20 protein-coding genes and 1 pseudogene are annotated in these 16,231 nt (G+C 59.9%); 11 read left to right on the top strand and 10 right to left on the bottom strand.

From position 1 onward, the window contains the following. Positions 1-3: 3 nt before the first annotated feature. From BM225_RS18790 to BM225_RS18760, 7 genes and pseudogenes are all read right to left on the bottom strand, one after another. Positions 4-457 (bottom strand): annotated as a pseudogene (locus BM225_RS18790) (L,D-transpeptidase); the annotation flags it as partial. 140 nt (positions 458-597) lie between these two features. Next, entirely contained in the window at positions 598-1,155 is a 558-nt protein-coding gene (locus BM225_RS18785; protein ID WP_009807988.1) for a methyltransferase family protein, read from the bottom strand. Continuing rightward, positions 1,152-2,069 (bottom strand): cation diffusion facilitator family transporter, encoded by a 918-nt coding sequence (locus tag BM225_RS18780; protein ID WP_009807987.1) that lies wholly within the window; start codon positions 2,067-2,069, stop codon positions 1,152-1,154. The genes BM225_RS18785 and BM225_RS18780 overlap by 4 nt, the downstream gene beginning before the upstream one ends. Then, positions 2,059-2,814 carry a transglutaminase-like domain-containing protein gene (locus BM225_RS18775; protein ID WP_092465208.1) on the bottom strand — a complete coding sequence of 252 codons (756 nt, stop codon included), beginning with the start codon at positions 2,812-2,814 and terminating at the stop codon, positions 2,059-2,061. Before BM225_RS18775 ends, BM225_RS18780 begins: the two co-directional genes overlap by 11 nt. Positions 2,815-2,909: 95 nt before the next feature. Next, positions 2,910-3,506 carry a cation efflux transmembrane domain-containing protein gene (locus tag BM225_RS18770; protein WP_009807985.1) on the bottom strand — a complete coding sequence of 199 codons (597 nt, stop codon included), beginning with the start codon at positions 3,504-3,506 and terminating at the stop codon, positions 2,910-2,912. Between the two features lie 198 nt (positions 3,507-3,704). Continuing rightward, positions 3,705-4,031 (bottom strand): YnfA family protein, encoded by a 327-nt coding sequence (locus BM225_RS18765; RefSeq protein ID WP_009807984.1) that lies wholly within the window; start codon positions 4,029-4,031, stop codon positions 3,705-3,707. A 1-nt stretch (position 4,032) separates the two neighbouring features. Beyond that, the gene (locus BM225_RS18760; protein ID WP_039965742.1) at positions 4,033-4,461 is read right to left on the bottom strand and encodes a MerR family transcriptional regulator; all 429 of its coding nucleotides are present in this window, start codon (positions 4,459-4,461) and stop codon (positions 4,033-4,035) included. Positions 4,462-4,633: 172 nt separating this feature from the next. Here BM225_RS18760 and BM225_RS18755 point away from each other — a divergent pair, with 172 nt between their 5' ends. Genes BM225_RS18755 through lnt form a run of 10 tightly spaced genes read left to right on the top strand, consistent with a single transcriptional unit; the run spans position 4,634 to position 12,122 of the window. Further along, complete coding sequence (locus tag BM225_RS18755) at positions 4,634-5,236, top strand: SCO family protein (protein ID WP_232617642.1); 603 nt, start codon at positions 4,634-4,636, stop codon at positions 5,234-5,236. A 5-nt stretch (positions 5,237-5,241) separates the two neighbouring features. Beyond that, positions 5,242-5,664, top strand: coding sequence for a disulfide bond formation protein B (locus tag BM225_RS18750; protein WP_009807981.1), 423 nt, complete (start codon positions 5,242-5,244; stop codon positions 5,662-5,664). Then, a complete protein-coding gene (locus tag BM225_RS18745) occupies positions 5,661-6,320 on the top strand; it encodes a DsbA family protein (protein ID WP_009807980.1) in 660 nt (219 codons plus the stop codon). The genes BM225_RS18750 and BM225_RS18745 overlap by 4 nt, the downstream gene beginning before the upstream one ends. 23 nt (positions 6,321-6,343) lie before the next feature. Next, positions 6,344-6,811, top strand: a complete 468-nt coding sequence (locus BM225_RS18740; protein ID WP_009807979.1) for a copper chaperone PCu(A)C — start codon at positions 6,344-6,346, stop codon at positions 6,809-6,811. Continuing rightward, positions 6,811-7,437, top strand: a complete 627-nt coding sequence (locus BM225_RS18735; protein ID WP_009807978.1) for an SCO family protein — start codon at positions 6,811-6,813, stop codon at positions 7,435-7,437. The genes BM225_RS18740 and BM225_RS18735 overlap by 1 nt, the downstream gene beginning before the upstream one ends. After that, entirely contained in the window at positions 7,434-8,807 is a 1,374-nt protein-coding gene (locus BM225_RS18730; RefSeq protein WP_092465196.1) for a M23 family metallopeptidase, read from the top strand. Before BM225_RS18735 ends, BM225_RS18730 begins: the two co-directional genes overlap by 4 nt. Before the next feature lie 3 nt (positions 8,808-8,810). Beyond that, positions 8,811-9,266, top strand: a complete 456-nt coding sequence (locus BM225_RS18725; protein WP_009807976.1) for a DUF411 domain-containing protein — start codon at positions 8,811-8,813, stop codon at positions 9,264-9,266. A gap of 12 nt (positions 9,267-9,278) precedes the next feature. Beyond that, positions 9,279-10,061 (top strand): ZIP family metal transporter, encoded by a 783-nt coding sequence (locus tag BM225_RS18720; RefSeq protein WP_027238629.1) that lies wholly within the window; start codon positions 9,279-9,281, stop codon positions 10,059-10,061. Positions 10,062-10,089: 28 nt separating this feature from the next. Next, on the top strand, positions 10,090-10,548 hold the full coding sequence (lspA, locus tag BM225_RS18715; protein WP_092465207.1) for a signal peptidase II: 459 nt from the start codon (positions 10,090-10,092) through the stop codon (positions 10,546-10,548). Next, positions 10,515-12,122, top strand: a complete 1,608-nt coding sequence (gene lnt / locus BM225_RS18710) for an apolipoprotein N-acyltransferase (protein ID WP_102856007.1) — start codon at positions 10,515-10,517, stop codon at positions 12,120-12,122. The genes lspA and lnt overlap by 34 nt, the downstream gene beginning before the upstream one ends. On the opposite strand, the gene BM225_RS18705 is transcribed toward lnt, so the two are convergent. Then, positions 12,103-12,615, bottom strand: a complete 513-nt coding sequence (locus BM225_RS18705) for a L,D-transpeptidase family protein (RefSeq protein ID WP_009807972.1) — start codon at positions 12,613-12,615, stop codon at positions 12,103-12,105. The genes lnt and BM225_RS18705 overlap by 20 nt on opposite strands. A 63-nt stretch (positions 12,616-12,678) precedes the next feature. Next, on the bottom strand, positions 12,679-15,033 hold the full coding sequence (locus BM225_RS18700; protein WP_092465195.1) for a heavy metal translocating P-type ATPase: 2,355 nt from the start codon (positions 15,031-15,033) through the stop codon (positions 12,679-12,681). Positions 15,034-15,215: 182 nt separating this feature from the next. Here BM225_RS18700 and BM225_RS18695 point away from each other — a divergent pair, with 182 nt between their 5' ends. Then, on the top strand, positions 15,216-15,500 hold the full coding sequence (locus tag BM225_RS18695; protein WP_092465194.1) for a hypothetical protein: 285 nt from the start codon (positions 15,216-15,218) through the stop codon (positions 15,498-15,500). Positions 15,501-15,548: 48 nt separating this feature from the next. Here the strand turns inward: BM225_RS18695 and BM225_RS18690 are convergent, their stop codons facing one another. Beyond that, the gene (locus BM225_RS18690; RefSeq protein WP_092465193.1) at positions 15,549-16,211 is read right to left on the bottom strand and encodes a L,D-transpeptidase; all 663 of its coding nucleotides are present in this window, start codon (positions 16,209-16,211) and stop codon (positions 15,549-15,551) included. Positions 16,212-16,231 lie beyond the last annotated feature (20 nt).

Genomic DNA, 16,231 nt, shown 5'->3' with positions numbered 1-16,231 from the left:
CGCGACACAACCGTTTGATGACTGGCGCCCGATCTTGCGTGTGTCCCCGGTCCCGTGCACCCGGTAATACAGCCACGACAAATAAAGCACGTGGGTTCCAAGCGGGTTGTCAGGACCCGGCGGCCAATAGTCAGGCCATTCGGGGTTGCGCTCTTTCATTGATGGAGTGGGCCGCCAACTGGGCCTCTCCACCTTCCTTATAACCTCTGTATATCCTCGGCGGGTCAGCTCTTCCGAGGCGGGGACACTTGAAGGGTAGAGTTTGTAAACACTTTCGTCTTCCGACCAGTACTGGACTGCACGCGAGTCAATGTCGCACATAATTGCACCGTGCTGAAGGTTATCGAAGTGGTCTTGCCAGGGATCCGCACTGAAGGACAGAAATATTTCTGCGTACCGCCGAGGGCTCCTGCTCCTGAGCACGGAGAAGGGAAGGTGTTCCCAGAAGTCCGATCATAGTTGTCGAGACGAACTGGCACCGTGTTTTCTTTGAATCAGTAATATACTTTGCCTCGCCCTTTTGTTGATGAACGGATACGACCTCTAGCTGCTAGAGCTTCAACCGAAAATTGATGACGTTCTCGTGAGGCGGCGAGACTAGAGATATCTACGTGTTTCAGCGCAATAGTTGCGATACTTGGTGCCGTATTGTTCGCACAGCCATGGCTCTTCTGCGAGCGGGGCAAGGGCCAGCGCGGCAACTCCAACGATGACGACAGGCCAAACCCAAGGTGAGGCGAAGAGAAGACCCAAACCTATTAGGATGGCCATGTCGGCAAGATACTGCGGATTCCGAGAGAAACGGTAGAGACCCGAAGTGATCAGCTCGTCTCTCACCCCACTGGTGGCTTTCAGTCCAATGATGAATGCCCCCCACCAGGCGATCAGATTTCCGATTGCGATCAAGAACGGCCCGACTGCCCAACGGAGCGCGTTGGGCATAGAAGCGGATTTCCAATCCACGATGCCCAAACCGATCACCGCCCCAAACACGGCCAATGTGAGGCCCCATGCAATGATTGGTATGACTGAATGCTCTCTGTTTGGAGGCCAGATGCGCTTGGACGGGCGGACGATCGACCAAAGGAGCGCACCAATCAAAACCAGACCGGACAGCAGGCCTACGACCACTAGTATGCCTTGGGCAATCGTCATGAGCGGTGTCCGAACACCTGCGCCTCCTGATGCGCATTGTCGGTCGCTTCGAATTCAAGCGTGGAATGCTCGATTGAGAAACGTTCATGCAGCACCGATTTGACGTTTTCTTTAATTTTGTCGGCCTCACCCATCCGGTCGCGTTCGACAACAATATGGCAGTCCAATGCCGCAGCGTTCTCCTGCATTTGCCACAGGTGGACATGATGCACGTCCACAACGCCATCGACAATCTGGATCGCTCTGACCACGTCATTTCCATCAATATCTGGTGGGCTCCCAAGCATCAGGGTTCGAATTGGGGCCCCTATTTCGGTGAAGGACAGATACAGGATGTAGAGCGCGATGCCGATGGTGATGGCCGGATCCACCCAACGCATATCATAAAGTATAATGAGCGTCCCGCCGACTATGACGGCCACTGAAGCCAACGCGTCCGAAAGGTTGTGGAGAAACAGCGCGCGGATGTTCACGCTCCCCTTCTGCATCGAATAGGTCAGCATTGCGGTCAGCGTGTCGACCACAAGCGCAATTCCACCGAGAATGACGACGGTCCACCCCATGACTTCGGGTGGATCAATCATGCGCATGCCACCTTCGTAGATCAGGTAGAAGCCGATCACGATCAGGGTGGTGTAGTTGATCAGGGCAGCGACGATTTCGACCCGGCCATAGCCGAAAGTCATGCGCTCATCGGCCGGGCGGCGCGCGATCTTGCGCGCGGCGAAGGCAATGACAAGCGAGGCCATATCGGAAAAGTTGTGCAGCGCATCGGCGATAAGTGCTAGACTGCCCGACAATATGCCCCCGACGATTTGCGCAACAGTAAGTAGCCCATTCGCCCAGATCGCGATCGCAACCCGTCGATCCCCAGAATTCGGATCGATATTCGCGTGCCCGTGATCATGCGGCATTGGCAGGCTCCTCATGCGCGTGTGTCGCGCGTCGGTCAGTCTTCAGGCGGCCGCTGCGGAAACCACGTACGCGCGCATTCATCCAGTGGCGTATTATATGACGGTAAAGGGCACCACGCAGCCTTCCAAAGGATTGCTCATGGGACAAATAGAAGGCGTCGGGCGTATCGTACACGCCGAAATCTTGCACGATGCCGGTTTTCTGAATGTAGGTATCTTCTCCGTTCCAGGCGACGGGAGGCGCGCCAAGGCAATCCGTGCCCGCGCCATAACCGCAGAGACTGTCCGTGTCCGAGAACGATCTTTGCAGGACTTCGAAGAAAGCGTCATCCAGGATGAAGCCTTCAAGGTTGATCCAGGCCCCTTGAAATTCGATCTCTACCCACGAGTGGAGAATTTCCTCTGGAGCAAGCGGATACACCAACTCTGGGACAACACCGCGCTGCAAGCCTTTGTGGATCGTAAACCCATGCAACCGGCAACGAACGCCAACACCACGCAGCAGCGCCATTAAGAGCGTGCCTTTCGTATTGCACTGCCCGTAGCCGTCGGAAAGTACCTCGGATGCGGGGATGTCGTCAGCTCGATTGTATCCGAACGCAATTTCATTTCGAACGAAATCATAGGCAGCTCCGATCCGATCGTATTCGGATAAGTCGCGCCAGCTGCGGCTCTCTATTAGATGCGCAAGAGGCGCGGCATCAAAATCCAGTAGTTTGGTGGGTGCAAGTAGGGGGTTGGTTATCTGCAACGGAGTCGCTCCTCGAATCGTCTTGGAACAGACTAGTCTCTATAGTTACTGTAGCTTCAACCCCTTCTTTTAGAAACGATCTCTCGCAACTACTTGTCCGTGTGAACTGCTTTGTGGTGTTCACCGTGTGCGTCGCGTAGGATATTGACACCGCCCCAGGCCGCGATCCCGGCGATAATCACACCGACGACTAGGTCGGGCCAGTTCGTTCCCAGCCAGGCAACGAGGCCACCTGCGACTACGATTCCGAGGTTTGCCGCAAAGTCGTTCCAGCTGAAAGTATTGGCCGCGCGGATGTTGACGTCCGGATCTTTGAGCCGAGCGAGCAACCAGACACAAACTGAGTTGATGGCCGCCGCGATCAGCGCCATGACGATCATAACGGTGCCAAGGGGATCCGACCCACCGACATAGCGGCGCCAAGCATCATAAAGGATCCCGATGGCGAACACGATCAGCAGGCCGCCCGAGACATTCGCCGCGCCACGTTTCCATTTCGCAGACCGCGACAATGCAAACAGACTGATTGCGTAGACCAAGCTGTCTGAAAGGTTGTCGAGCCCGTTGGCGATCAGGGCACTGGAATCCCCGAAGGTCCCAGTTGCGAAAAAGGCCGCAGCAAGACTGATATTGAGACCGAGAACGATCCAAAGTGTGCGTCTTTCTGCTCGTTTTTCTGCCGCCATACTTCCCATTCCAATTTGTGAACTATGATCTTTCAACCTCTCTGGCAGATCAGGGTTCCGGATTGATTATTGATGGTCAGTTCCACGTACGACCGTCGGGAGCTTTCAGGCAGGCGCCCCAACCAATGCAGAGCATAGCCCTTTTTATGGGGCGATGAGATCGCGATTTGAGACGGTTTCAAGTTCAAACCATAAAGTTCAATTGGTTCGTGGCGCGGCCAGTATTATAGCTGCGCCGAGCAAGCAAACGGCTGTGCCAAGCGCATCCCACCTGTCCGGTCTGTGACCCTCTGCAAGCCACATCCACAGTACCGAAGCCGCAATGTAGACTCCGCCATAGGCGGCAAAGGCGCGGCCCGCAGCAACCGTTTCGACTTGCGCCAGAAGCCACCCGAATACCACCAAGGCTACAATACCGGGTACGAGCCAAGCCGCGGATGCGCCGAGGCGCCACCAGCTCCAGATCGCGAAACACCCGGCGATCTCGGCCAAGGCCGCAAGCGGGTATGCAAGCGCGGCAGGCATCTCAGGCGCCGATCTCGTCATGTTCGGTCAAACATTCGGAATGATCCCGCAACACCTCAAGCACCTTGCAATCGGCAGTACGTCCACCGCTGCATTCGTGAACCATGCGTTTCAGTTCGGTGCGCAGCGCCTTCAGACGGGCCATGCGCTGCTCCACCTGCTTTAGCTGGCGACGCGCAATCGCGTCGGCTTCTTCGCAGGGCCGATTGGGCTGGTCGCTGAGGTCGAGCAGCTCGCGGATCGCATCAAGCGAGAAGCCGAGTTGTCGCGAATGGCGGATGAAGGACAGTCGGTCGAGCTGTGCGTTGTCATAGCGCCTCTGTCCGCCTTCAGTCCGGCCAGGTTCGGGCATGAGCCCGATCTGCTCGTAGTACCGAATGGTCTGCACCTTTGTGCCGGTCTTCTTTGACAGAGTGCCGATCGTGAGCATCTTCGCCTCCATGAAAAAGTTACAGTCTTTGTAGGTTTTGCCGCCCCAATAGACAAGTGCCGGATTCACAGACGCGTGAGTTTAAGCCACAACGTGATTTCGCGCTTGAACCTCTAGTAGCTAGAGGATGTAAACGCGACAATAATCAAGAACCAAAATCAGGCGCGCAGGTTTGTCCCTTACATCGGCACAGAAATTTCTTTGGGTTTTGGCAGGCGTCGCGTCGCTTGCCTTCGTATGGCTTTTGCTCTGGTCGGACTATCGCGCTGACCGCGCCCGAACCGACAACGATCCAGCGTTTGTCGCTGCATTCGAATTGACGGACCACCAAGGTGTGGTTCGCACGGAAGAAGACTTTTCGGGGCGTTGGATGTTGGTATTTTTCGGCTTCAGCAACTGCCCCGATGTCTGCCCGACGACACTGTCTGAGGTCGCGGCGGTGATGGACGGTCTGGGCGACAATGCCGCGAGGGTCCAGCCGATTTTCATAACCATCGACCCCGAACGGGACACGCCCATGGCACTCGCCGAATTCGTTCCGCTGTTCGATGCGAACATCATCGGGCTGACAGGTACGCCCGAACAGATCGCCGCTACATCCGAAACGTTTCCGATCTTCTTTGAACGCATCGAAGAGGCTACAGCTCCGGATGGCTACACAATGGGCCACACGTCACATCTGTTTCTATTCGACCCCGAGGCAGGCTTTGCAGACTCATGGCCCTATGGCACGTCCGCTGAAGAGATTCTCGCCGATCTGGAAGAGAGGATCTGACCGACATGAACCGCGTACCCGCAGAAACCGCCCTCGGGCTGGCATGGATCGTTGCCCTCGTCGCCTCGCTTGCTGTACTTTTCATCGGCGAAGTGATGGGGCAGACACCCTGCGTGCTGTGCTGGTTCCAGCGCGCCTTCATGTTCCCGCTCGCGATCATTCTCGGCCTCGGCCTTTGGTGGCGAGACGGCAGCGTCGGGCGCTATGGCATCGCTCTGGCGCTTGGTGGTGGCGTGGTCGCCCTGTGGCACATGGGCCTCTACGCGGGCCTGATCCCCGAACGCATCCAGCCCTGCACGGCCACCGGCCCCTCTTGCACCGATGATAACCAATTGGTCTTCGGCATTCCGATCCCGCTGATGGCGCTGGTCGCCTTCGCACTGATCGGGTTCCTGTCGGCACTTTCATTGAAGGAAACACAAACATGAATCGACGCGGCTTAATCCTGTCCGTTCTCGCCCTCGGCGTTGCCGGTTTCGGCGGAGCCACTTGGTACGCGACTCGCCCCGGCCCCGCGGCCGAAGCAAAAACCGTTGCGCCGGAACTCGCGGACGCGATGATCCGCTCTTACTCGCCCATCCTCGGACCTGCCGACGCGCCCGTCACGATTGTCGAATTCTTTGACCCGGCCTGCGAGGCTTGCCGCGCCTTCCATCCGATCGTGAAGGACATCATGGCACAGCATGGAGATGCCGTCCGCGTCGTTATCCGCTACACCGCGTTTCATGGCGAGGCATCCGAGGAAGCGATCCGCGTGCTCGAGGCAGCACGCATGCAAGGCGTTTACGAGCCGGTGCTCGAAGCCGTTCTGCGGGATCAGCCGAGATGGGCGTCGCACGGCGCGCCTGAGCCCGGTCTGATCCTCCAGATCGCCGCCACTGCCGGACTCGATGCAGAGGCCGCGCGCACGCAAATGCTGGCACCGGATGTCGTTGCGATCCTGAATCAGGATCGTGCGGACGTCGAAACCGTGGGAGTTCGCCAGACTCCTACTTTCTTTGTAAACGGCAAGTCGCTCGATCCATTCGGGGAGGCAGAACTGCGTCGATTAGTGGCCGCGGAAGTTGCTGCCGTGCAAAGCTGAATGGAAAAGGCAGGACCAAAACGATGAAAAAGATTATTATGACGGGCACACTGGCCGCGCTCTTGACCTTTGGAGGGCTCTCAGTACCCGCACTGGCCGGACCCGTGGATGTCGTCGTCGAAAGCGCCTGGTCCCGCGCCTCCATAGGGATGAACCGCCCCGGGGCCGCCTACATGACGATCCGCAACACTGGCGACGAGCCGGTGACGCTGATTGGTCTTTCAACACCCCTCGCGATGATGCCCGAGATCCACGAGACGAAGACCAATGCCGAAGGTGTGAGTTCCATGAGCGCGGCAGGTGAGATCGCGATCGCCCCGGGCGAGAGCGTCGCGCTTGAGCCGGGCGGCCTCCACGCGATGTTGATGCGGCTACAACAACCCATGACGGAAGGGGAAACCTTTCCGCTGACCCTACTTTTTGTCGACGGGGGCGAGGTGACAGTCGAGGTGCCGATCCTTGGCATCGCCGCACGCGGACCGGAAGACTAATGCGACGAAGGACGATCGCAGGATACGGCGCGGCCGGTGCCGGTGCAATTGCCTTGACGCTCTTCGTCGGTTGGTGGCGGGTCGACGGACCCGGTGCGCCCGAACCTATCGAGCAGCGGCCTATGGCTCTGACCGAGATGGATTTCCGCCTGACTGACCATGAAGGCAACGAGGTCGGGCCGGAAACCCTGATCGGGCGACCGACGATGGCGTTCTTCGGTTTCACTTACTGCCCCGATGTCTGCCCGACCACGCTCTCGGACATTTCAGGTTGGCTCGACGATTTAGGAGACGAAGCCAAACAGTTGAACGTGGTTTTCATCACGGTCGATCCCGAGCGCGATACCGTCGAGGCGATGGCAGAATATGTCAGTTATTTCCACCCAGCGATCCGCGGCTGGACGGGACCGGAGGGGCAGATTGCGCGCATCGCGGACGGCTTCCGCGCTGCCTACGAGCGGGTGCCCACGGAAGGCGGCGACTACACGATGAACCACACGGCCAGCGTCTTCCTGTTCGGTGCCGCTGGACGGTTCGTCACCATGATTGACTATCATGAACCGAGGGAATTCGCGGTACCGAAGATCCGCCGCGCGTTGGAAGAAGAAACGGAGGGAGCGACATGAGGCTCAGAACTCTTGCGGCAGGTGTCGCGCTTGCGGGGACCGTTTCGGGGGCGGCTATCGCATTCTTCGATGTTCTGTCGAAAGAACCCGTGCCGCCAGAACTTGCCCAGGCAGGTAGCTGGATGCCCCAGCGTCCTGAAGCTCCCCGGAGCCTGGATATTCCGTTGTCGCTGCCAGCTACGGCGTGGGTGGAAGATACACCCGGCTTCGGCCCCTTGCCCCTGCTGCAGGCCGCTGTTGTTGACAGGCCGATGCAGGCCATCGAACCGCCCCTGTTGACTTGGTCTCGCGACATCTCTTCTGGTGAAACGCTCGACTCCTTGCTTTCCGAAGCCGGTCTTGCGGGAGCCGACAGGGCGGAAGTCGCCCTTGCACTTGGCGCGGAATACGATCTGCGACGGTTGCGGCCGGGGAATTCGGTCACTGTTGTTTCGACTATGGATGGCAGCCCCCGCACCGTCTCGCTCGCCGTCGAGGACGGGGTGCGGATCGAGGTGCTTTTTGGCGAGCAGGTGTCCACGCAGGTCGTGGCGCCGGATCCGGAGATCGTAACCCTTGCTGGGGAGGCCGTGATCGACACCTCGATCTTCGCGGCACTCGACAATGCCGGCATCCCCGCCCGATTTGCCGTGGACCTTGCGCAAATGCTGGGTGGAACCGTGGATTTCCGCCGTGAGATGGCTGGAGGCGAGACACTAAGGCTTCTCTGGCGCGAGACGCGCGTCGGCGATGACAAGATCGGACAGCCGGACCTCGCCTTCGCCGCACTGGAAATCGGCGATTCGCTTTACGAGATCGTTTGGCCGGACGACGGCAGCGGTCAGGCGACGATCTACGTCGATGGCGAGGTGCTTCGCGTCTTTGCACAGCCAGTCGAGGGCGCGCGCCTCAGCTCGGTGTTCGGGCGCCGCACACATCCTGTCTACGGAAACGTCCGGATGCACACCGGCGTCGATTTTGCCGCGGCAAGCGGGACGCCGGTACGGACGACGGCACCGGGCCGGGTCAGCTTCATCGGCTGGCGAGGCGGTTATGGACGCGTGGTCGAAATCTCCCATGGCTCCGAGACCATGACGCGCTACGCGCATCTCAGCGCCGTGTCGGAGGGCCTAACACAGGGCCAACGCGTGGCGGCGGGAGATGTGATCGGCCGCGTTGGCGCAACCGGCACAGCGACAGGTCCCAACCTGCACTACGAAGTCCTCGTAGATGGGCGTCCGACTGACCCTCTCTCTGACGACAGGCTCGCCGAAGCCGCAGAGAACGAGGTGGATGATACCGCCGCGCTGTTGCGTCTGACCGAGGCGCGCGCGCTTCTGACTGAAAACCTTGACAGCGAAATTGCCCAGACGACAACCGAAAGGCTCTGACCCATGAAACGCATGACCCAAGCTCTGACCATCGCGCTCGCCCTGTTCCCGGCGGCCCAGGCCCTCGCAGAGGCAACAGCGATAGACGTCCGCAAGACCAACGGATGCGGCTGCTGCCTGTCCTGGATGAACCATCTCGAGGAAAACGGATTCGCGCCGACGGGCGAGAACATGTTTGGCGGGTCGCTGGTTCGTTTCAAGCTCGACAACGGCGTGCCGCAGCGCATGGTCTCCTGCCATACCGCGCTCATAGAGGGCTACGTGATTGAAGGCCATGTCCCGGCCGCTGATATCCGCCGCCTTCTTGAGGAACGCCCGGACGCCGTCGGCCTCGCCGTTCCGGGAATGCCCTATGGCTCGCCCGGCATGGGGCCGGAAGAAAACCGTGAAGCTTATGATGTCTTCCTCATCCGCGAGGACGGGTCGACCGAAGTCTTTTCAAGCTACGCCGAAGGATAATCTGGCCCGCTTATGGAAAACCTGTCTCCGATAATGCTCGGCTTTCTCGGAAGCCTTGCCGCCGGATCGCTCACGGCAGTCGGAGCAATTCCCGTGCTGTTCGGGCGCATCCCGTCGCGGGCGACGCGCGATCTGTCGCTCGGCTTCGCTGCCGGCGTCATGCTCTCAGCCTCGTTCTTTTCTCTGATCATCCCGGCGTTGGATGCGGCGGAGCCGATGTTCGAGAACGGCGCGATGCCTGCGGCCATCGTTTGCGTCTCGATCCTTTTGGGCATGGGGGCCGTTGCATTGATGAATGAAAGGCTGCCGCACGAGCATTTCAGAACGGGACGCGAAGGGCCCGAAGCGGCGTCCTTACGGCGGGTCTGGCTGTTCATCATCGCAATCACGATCCACAACTTCCCGGAAGGCCTCGCGGTCGGAGTTGGCTTCGGTTCCGGAGGTATGGAAGGCGGTCTGCCACTCGCCATCGGCATCGGGCTTCAGAATGCGCCTGAAGGGCTGGCCGTTGCGGTATCCCTGTTGGGCGAAGGATATCCGAAGCTGCGCGCCTGGGGCATCGCCGCGCTAACGGGAATGGTCGAGCCGATTGGCGGTTTGCTCGGGGCCGGCATCATCACACTGTCGGAACCGCTGCTGCCATGGGGCTTGGCCTTTGCCGCAGGCGCCATGCTTTATGTCATCAGCCACGAAATCATCCCCGAAACCCATCGCAGCGGCCATCAGAACAAGGCAACGCTCGGCTTGGCCGTCGGGCTCGTTTTGATGCTTTTTCTCGATGTTTGGTTGGGGTGACGCAATGCCAGTGCATAAACTATCTCCGGTGATCGGCATTTTTGCGGCGCTTGCCGCTTTCGTAATCGATCAGATCACAAAAGCCATTGTTGTGGCGAATGCGGCCTCTTTAAGCACTGGAATCGCCGTGTTTCCAGGTTTTAACCTTGTCTTTTATCGCAATGATGGCGTCACTTTCGGATTACTTGGCGGCGCACCATGGTGGAGCCTCATAGCTCTCGCTCTTGCCATCTGCGGCTGGCTGGGGGTTATGCTGTTTCGCGCCGAAAATGCGGTTGAAACGCTCGCTTACGGAGCGATCATCGGTGGAGCCTCGGGCAATGTCATTGATCGTGTGCGGTATCGGGCTGTAACGGACTTCCTGGATTTCTACATCAACTCAACGCATTGGCCTGCCTTCAACATGGCCGATGTGTTTGTCGTCAGTGGCGTGGGGCTCTTGCTCGCCGCACCCTGGATCAGTGCGCGGCGTCCGATCAAGTCGTGAAGCCGGCAATTCTGAACTGCTTCGCTCTGCGCAAACGTCTGCTCTCGCGGATGACGCTTGGTTTCGCCGCCGGGCCGCTGACCGTTCTAACCTTCCCGCCTTTCTCGATTCTCCTTCTTGTTCCCGTTGCCTATTCTGCGTTGTTTGTCGGTCTTCGCGACCTCTCCTTCGGGCGTGCTTTTCTCGTCGGCTGGGCGTTTGGTCTCGGCCAGTTCGGTTTCGGGATTTCGTGGATCGCGGAAAGTTTCTACGTCGAACCCGAGCGTTTCGGGGCGCTGGCGACCCCGGCCGTCGCGGGATTGTCCGCAGGTCTCGCGATTTTCCCGGCCATTGCCGCCGTGCTCTTCGTCGAAATCGCGCGGCGCGGAGCCATGGGCAGTCTCCTGGCCTGCCTCCTGTTCGCGACCTCCTGGACCGCGGCCGAGTGGTTGCGCGGTCACGTTCTGACAGGTTTTCCGTGGAACCTCGCCGGCTACGCTCTGGTCGATTACGCCGCCCTTCGCCAGCCCGCCGCCTGGGTGGGAAGTTATGGGCTAAGCTTTCTCACCGTGTTCGTAGCGGCACTCCCCGGCGCGGCTCTCATGGCGGTCGGGCGACAACGATTGATCATCTCGCTAATGCCGCTGGCCGGCATCGTGACGATGTGGGCCGTCGGCACGCTTCGCCTCCAGTCGGATGCACCACAGCCACCGGATGTCGACCTGCGCATCGTTCAGGGCAACGTTCCCCAAGAGGAGAAATGGGCGCCCGAGAACCGCGAGGCGACCTTCGCGCTCTATCTCGAGCTTTCAACCCAGCCCGGCGATTTCGACGTTCTTCTCTGGCCGGAAACCGCCTTTCCCGGGTTCCTCGATGAGGATGCCCAGGCGCGGGCCCGCATTGCCGCTGCGCTACCGGACGGCAGCGTGCTGCTAACCGGAGTGCCGGACCGTGTACTGAGCGAGGATGGCACCCGATATTTCAACACCGTCCAGGCTTTTGACGATACCAATGAGATCCTGACCGGATACGCGAAACACCATCTCGTGCCCTTTGGCGAATACGTGCCATTCCGCGGCTGGTTGCCGATCGAGCGGCTGACGGCGGGGCTGGGCGATTTTACGCCCGGACCGGGTCCGCGCACCCTTGCGCTTCCGGGTATGCCGCTGGTCGCCGTGGCGATCTGCTATGAGATCATTTTCCCGGGCCATGTGGTCGACGACATGTTCCGACCCGACTGGATTTTTAACGCGACGAACGATTCCTGGTTTGGAACCAGCATCGGACCCGAGCAGCATCTGGCTTCCGCACGTATGCGCGCCGTAGAGGAAGGCCTTCCTGTCATCCGAGCCGCGAATACGGGCATCTCTGCGGTCATCGACGCGAACGGAGAGATCATTGCGCGGCTCGATACAGGGGAAAGGGGCATCATCGACGCTGATCTTCCCTCAGCGCAGCCGCCTACGCCATATGCGCTTTTCGGGGACTGGATGTTGCTGGCGCTCATCTTGGCTTCGTGGAGCTGGGCTCTGGCGGCCAATGCGACGGCTAACTACCGCCGCATGAGAAAGACCGTCATGCAAAGATGTGGATAGGCGTTCCGTCCTTCACCATTGCATAGATGTCCTCGATCTGCCGATCTGTGACTGCGATGCAGCCAGCTGTCCAGTCGCGGATGTCCGTCGGGTCGATGCCGGGGCGTGGACCACCATGGATGAAGATGTCGCCGCCGGGGGAAAGGCCCTGCGCTGCGGCAAAGGCGATGTCGGCCTCATTTGGATAAGAGATGCCAACTGAAAGATGATACGTACTTTCAGGGTTGCGCTTATCGACTATGTAGGTGCCCTCCGGGGTCCGACCGTCTCCCTCGAATTGCTTGTGACCCTGAGGAGCGAAGCCCAGCCCGATCGGATAGGTTTGCAGCACGCGATCGGATCCGTCGAGAACAAGCAAACGCTGTCCCTTGTAGAGCCGAAGTCGCGTCACTTCGGGTCCGTCATAGCTGCGGAACTTGCCGGCACAGCCCGACAAAAAGGCCGCTAAGCCACCCAACAGGACGGCGCGGCGGGGAAATCGGATGGTTTTCACTGCTCGATGCCTCTTTCGTGAGGTCTGATATGGAAATAATGTTACCTTGCAAATGCCGCGTGATCAATGTCCGTGGGCAAGCGCGGCCTTTGCGATCTGTGGCCCAACCTGCTCGCCACCGGACGGCGGTGCCTTGGCCTCTTGGCTGTTGAGCAGGCGCAGGGCGTTCGCCACCACCAGCAATGACACACCCACGTCGGCTGCAATAGCGCCCCACATCGATGCCATTCCGAACGCGGTAGCGACAACGAAAACTCCCTTGGTCGCCAAGGAAATACCGATGTTCTGATGGATAATCGACATTGTCCGGCGCGAATGACCGATCAGCCAAGGCACCTTGCCGAGGTCGTCGGTCATAAGGGCAATGTCCGCCGTCTCGATTGCCGCGTCAGAACCAACCGCACCCATCGCGATGGCATAATGCGCGCGCGCCATTGCGGGTGCATCGTTCACCCCGTCGCCGATCATGGCAACCATGTCATGAGTTTTGACCAGTTCTTCGATGGCTGTCACCTTGTCTTCGGGCAGAAGCTCAGCGCGCACCTCGTCGATACCGACCTCGGCGGCAACGGCGCGCGCTGTTCGCTCGTTGTCACCGGTCAGCATAACGATGGTTTTCACGCCTTGCGCGTGAAGTTGCGCCACGATGCCCTTGGCATCAGGGCGGATGCGATCGCGCAGTTCAAGAATGCCCGTCACGCCGGATTCATCGCCGACAGCGACAAGGGTGCTGCCGGCGCCTTCGATCCGCTCCCGCAGATCCTTCGGAATGGCGTCGCCGAAACCCTTCTCCTCGGCAAACCGGTCCGACCCCAGCCAGATGGACCGTCCGTCGGTGCGTCCTTCAAGTCCCCTGCCGGGAATGGTGCGGGTATCCTCTGCGGCGGACACCTTGACGCCGTCGGCCTCCGCCCGCGCGAGAATGGCACGCGCCAAAGGGTGCGACGAACGTGCCTCCAGCCCTGCGGCGAGGGTCATCAGATCTTGTGCTGAAGCCCCGCCCAGCGGGTGCACCGCCGCCACTTCCGGCTGACCCATGGTGATTGTGCCGGTCTTGTCCATGGCCAGCGCCGTGGTCCTGCCCGGCGCCTCTACATAGGCACCGCCCTTGATGAGGACGCCCGCCCGCGCCGAAGCGGTGAGCGCTGCGACGATGGAGACAGGGGTCGAGATGACCAGAGCGCATGGGCAAGCGATCACCAGCAGCACGAGGGCATTGTAGAACCAGTAATCCCAGGCTCCGCCGAAGATAAGCGGCGGCAGTAGCGCAATTGCGACGGCGAGAGCCATGACGATAGGCGTGTAGATGCGGGCGAACTTTGCCACCCACTGTTCCACCGGCGCGCGGCGGGCATGGGCGTCGCCGACCATGCGGATGATCTTGGCCAAGACGGTATCCGAGGCGACCTTCGTGGCGCGCACAGTTAGTGTACCTTCGCCGTTGATCGTGCCCGCATAGACCTCGTCTCCGGCCTCTTTGGGTATCAAGGCACTTTCGCCGGTGATCGGCGCCTGGTCGACCGCGCCCGCGCCACCCGTCACCTCGCCGTCGAGCGGGATACGGTCGCCACCGCGTACAATAAAGCTTGAGCCTACGGCGACTTGCACCGCCGGCATGTCGGTCTCGCTTCCGTCATCGTGGATCACGCGCGCCGTAGGTGGCGCAAGATCCAGGAGCGCCGACACAGCGTTCCGCGCGCGCCCAACGCTCCAGCTTTCGAGAAAGAGGGACAGCGAAAAGAAAAAAGCCACTGTCGCTGCCTCGAAGAATTCACCGAGCCCGATGGCTCCGGCGACTGCGACAACCATCAGCAGGTTCATGTCGGGCGACAGCCGACGTGCGGACGACCATGCCTTCGGTGCCACAAGCCAAACGCCGAATAGGATAGCAACTGCAAAAAGCCCTGCCTCGGCCAGCGGCATCGGCGCTTCGCCGTGCCCCGCGAAGAGGCCGAGCGCCCCCCCCATACCGGTCTCGACGATGTGCCAGAGAAAACCCGCCGCCCAGAAGCCGCCGCTGAGAGCCGTAAACAGCCGCTGTCGTGCAAGATGGGCCGCTTGGTCGACCGACGCGTTCTCGGCATTCCACGGCTTCGCCGTCATGCCGGTGCTCGCGACAAGTTCCGCAACTTCGTCGTCCGATACACTCTTTGCGCTGTCGAGAATGGTCATCCTCCCGTTGATTACATCGAACGCGAGATGCTCGGCCCCGCCGATCTGCGGGCCGATTACCTTATTCAAGATCGCGACCTCCTCGGCGCAATCGAGGCCAGACACCTGAAAACTGCGCCCGCCGGTTGGCGCGGGAGTCGTCGGTGCGATGTCGCCGCACTTTCCGGCGCTACCACAGCAACTGCCGCCGCTTGCCTGGGCGTCTTCGGCGTGATCGTGATCGTGGCGGTGGGTGTCGGACGGCATGAACGGACCTCTGGATTCGGGTGCTTTGTCATGACATAGCCCCTACAGTAGCTAGAGCTTCAAGAGAAAAGTTCGGTGGTATTTCCGTTTGTTTTCTTGCTAGACGGTCCGACGACAGCCTCAATCACGGCGTGAGGCATAAAAAGCCGATACGAAGAAAAACAGAAAAGAAAGGAAACTCGATGCAGGTTTTGATGCTGAAGCAAAAAATGATGGTTGCGGTGGCGCTTTTGCTCACGACAGGATGCGCCATCCAGCCGACAGGGCCGGACGACACGGCAGACCAGACGGGCAACGTTCCCGAAGCCGTGGTTGCGATGGCTGCTCCGGATCAGGATGTTGCAACCGCGCGCCTCGTGCCGGAAGACGGCTGCTATTGGTACGAACACAGCGGGCCGGTCGAAACGACGCTGCTGCCGTTGCGCACGGCGAACGGTAATCCGATCTGCGTGGCACGCGAAGCTTGAGGACGCGTCAGACGTTGCATCAACGCGCCTCAGACCTACGCACCACACTCAACTTCGCGCGGTGACACTGTCCTCCGCTGAGTACAAATGTGCCGTCGATTCGATCTCAACGTTGGGATAAAGTTCGTTAATGTGAGCCATGACCATCCGCACGCAACCCGAACTGGCTCGACCGCCGATACTTCTCGGATAGGGCGTGCCGTGTATTCGAAGATAAGTGTCGCGGCCTCCGACGTACAGATAGATGGCTCGTGATCCCAAAGCGTTTTCGGGGCCGGGTTCCATCCCGTCGGCCCATCGTGCGTTTTCCGGATCCCGCTCGATCATGTTCTGGGTCGGTGTCCAATGCGGCCACCTCACCTTGCGTTTGATCGTGTAGACCCCAGGCTCGTATAGGTTGCCCCGGGCAATGGCCACACCGTAGCGCATTGCGGTCCCGCTCTCCTCGATATGATAGAGATACCGCGCGACCGCATCGACATGGATGTCTCCTGGCACGAGCCCGGGTTTCGCAATCACGCGTTGGGGCAAAAAGCGCGGGTGTAGGCCCCAAGGGTTTGACGCGGCCGGATCGAATCCGGGCGGCGTGACTTGCGCGTCCCATTCAGCCTTCTGTGCCTCGGTGGGCCAGGTATCGGCCAACAGGGGGCTGGAAACAGACGCGGAGAATAGCGCCGTTGTTGTTTGAATGAAGTGTCGTCTTGTCAGCATGTCGTACCCTTTCGGTTCCC

The sequence above is a fragment of the Donghicola eburneus genome, from assembly GCF_900115865.1.
Taxonomy (GTDB): domain Bacteria; phylum Pseudomonadota; class Alphaproteobacteria; order Rhodobacterales; family Rhodobacteraceae; genus Donghicola; species Donghicola eburneus.
This window is presented reverse-complemented; position numbering and strand designations above follow the sequence as displayed.

What these genes read in the sequence shown, in the direction of transcription:
- BM225_RS18760 (WP_039965742.1), bottom strand. Translation starts at nt 4,461, where the DNA reads ATGCTCACGATCGGCACTCTGTCAAAGAAGACCGGCACAAAGGTGCAG.
- BM225_RS18785 (WP_009807988.1), bottom strand. Translation starts at nt 1,155, where the DNA reads ATGACGATTGCCCAAGGCATACTAGTGGTCGTAGGCCTGCTGTCCGGT.
- BM225_RS18740 (WP_009807979.1), top strand. Translation starts at nt 6,344, where the DNA reads ATGAAAAAGATTATTATGACGGGCACACTGGCCGCGCTCTTGACCTTT.
- BM225_RS18720 (WP_027238629.1), top strand. Translation starts at nt 9,279, where the DNA reads ATGGAAAACCTGTCTCCGATAATGCTCGGCTTTCTCGGAAGCCTTGCC.
- BM225_RS18745 (WP_009807980.1), top strand. Translation starts at nt 5,661, where the DNA reads ATGAATCGACGCGGCTTAATCCTGTCCGTTCTCGCCCTCGGCGTTGCC.
- BM225_RS18690 (WP_092465193.1), bottom strand. Translation starts at nt 16,211, where the DNA reads ATGCTGACAAGACGACACTTCATTCAAACAACAACGGCGCTATTCTCC.
- BM225_RS18770 (WP_009807985.1), bottom strand. Translation starts at nt 3,506, where the DNA reads ATGGCGGCAGAAAAACGAGCAGAAAGACGCACACTTTGGATCGTTCTC.
- BM225_RS18780 (WP_009807987.1), bottom strand. Translation starts at nt 2,069, where the DNA reads ATGCCGCATGATCACGGGCACGCGAATATCGATCCGAATTCTGGGGAT.
- BM225_RS18725 (WP_009807976.1), top strand. Translation starts at nt 8,811, where the DNA reads ATGAAACGCATGACCCAAGCTCTGACCATCGCGCTCGCCCTGTTCCCG.
- BM225_RS18700 (WP_092465195.1), bottom strand. Translation starts at nt 15,033, where the DNA reads ATGCCGTCCGACACCCACCGCCACGATCACGATCACGCCGAAGACGCC.
- BM225_RS18735 (WP_009807978.1), top strand. Translation starts at nt 6,811, where the DNA reads ATGCGACGAAGGACGATCGCAGGATACGGCGCGGCCGGTGCCGGTGCA.
- BM225_RS18730 (WP_092465196.1), top strand. Translation starts at nt 7,434, where the DNA reads ATGAGGCTCAGAACTCTTGCGGCAGGTGTCGCGCTTGCGGGGACCGTT.
- BM225_RS18765 (WP_009807984.1), bottom strand. Translation starts at nt 4,031, where the DNA reads ATGCCTGCCGCGCTTGCATACCCGCTTGCGGCCTTGGCCGAGATCGCC.
- BM225_RS18695 (WP_092465194.1), top strand. Translation starts at nt 15,216, where the DNA reads ATGCAGGTTTTGATGCTGAAGCAAAAAATGATGGTTGCGGTGGCGCTT.
- BM225_RS18750 (WP_009807981.1), top strand. Translation starts at nt 5,242, where the DNA reads ATGAACCGCGTACCCGCAGAAACCGCCCTCGGGCTGGCATGGATCGTT.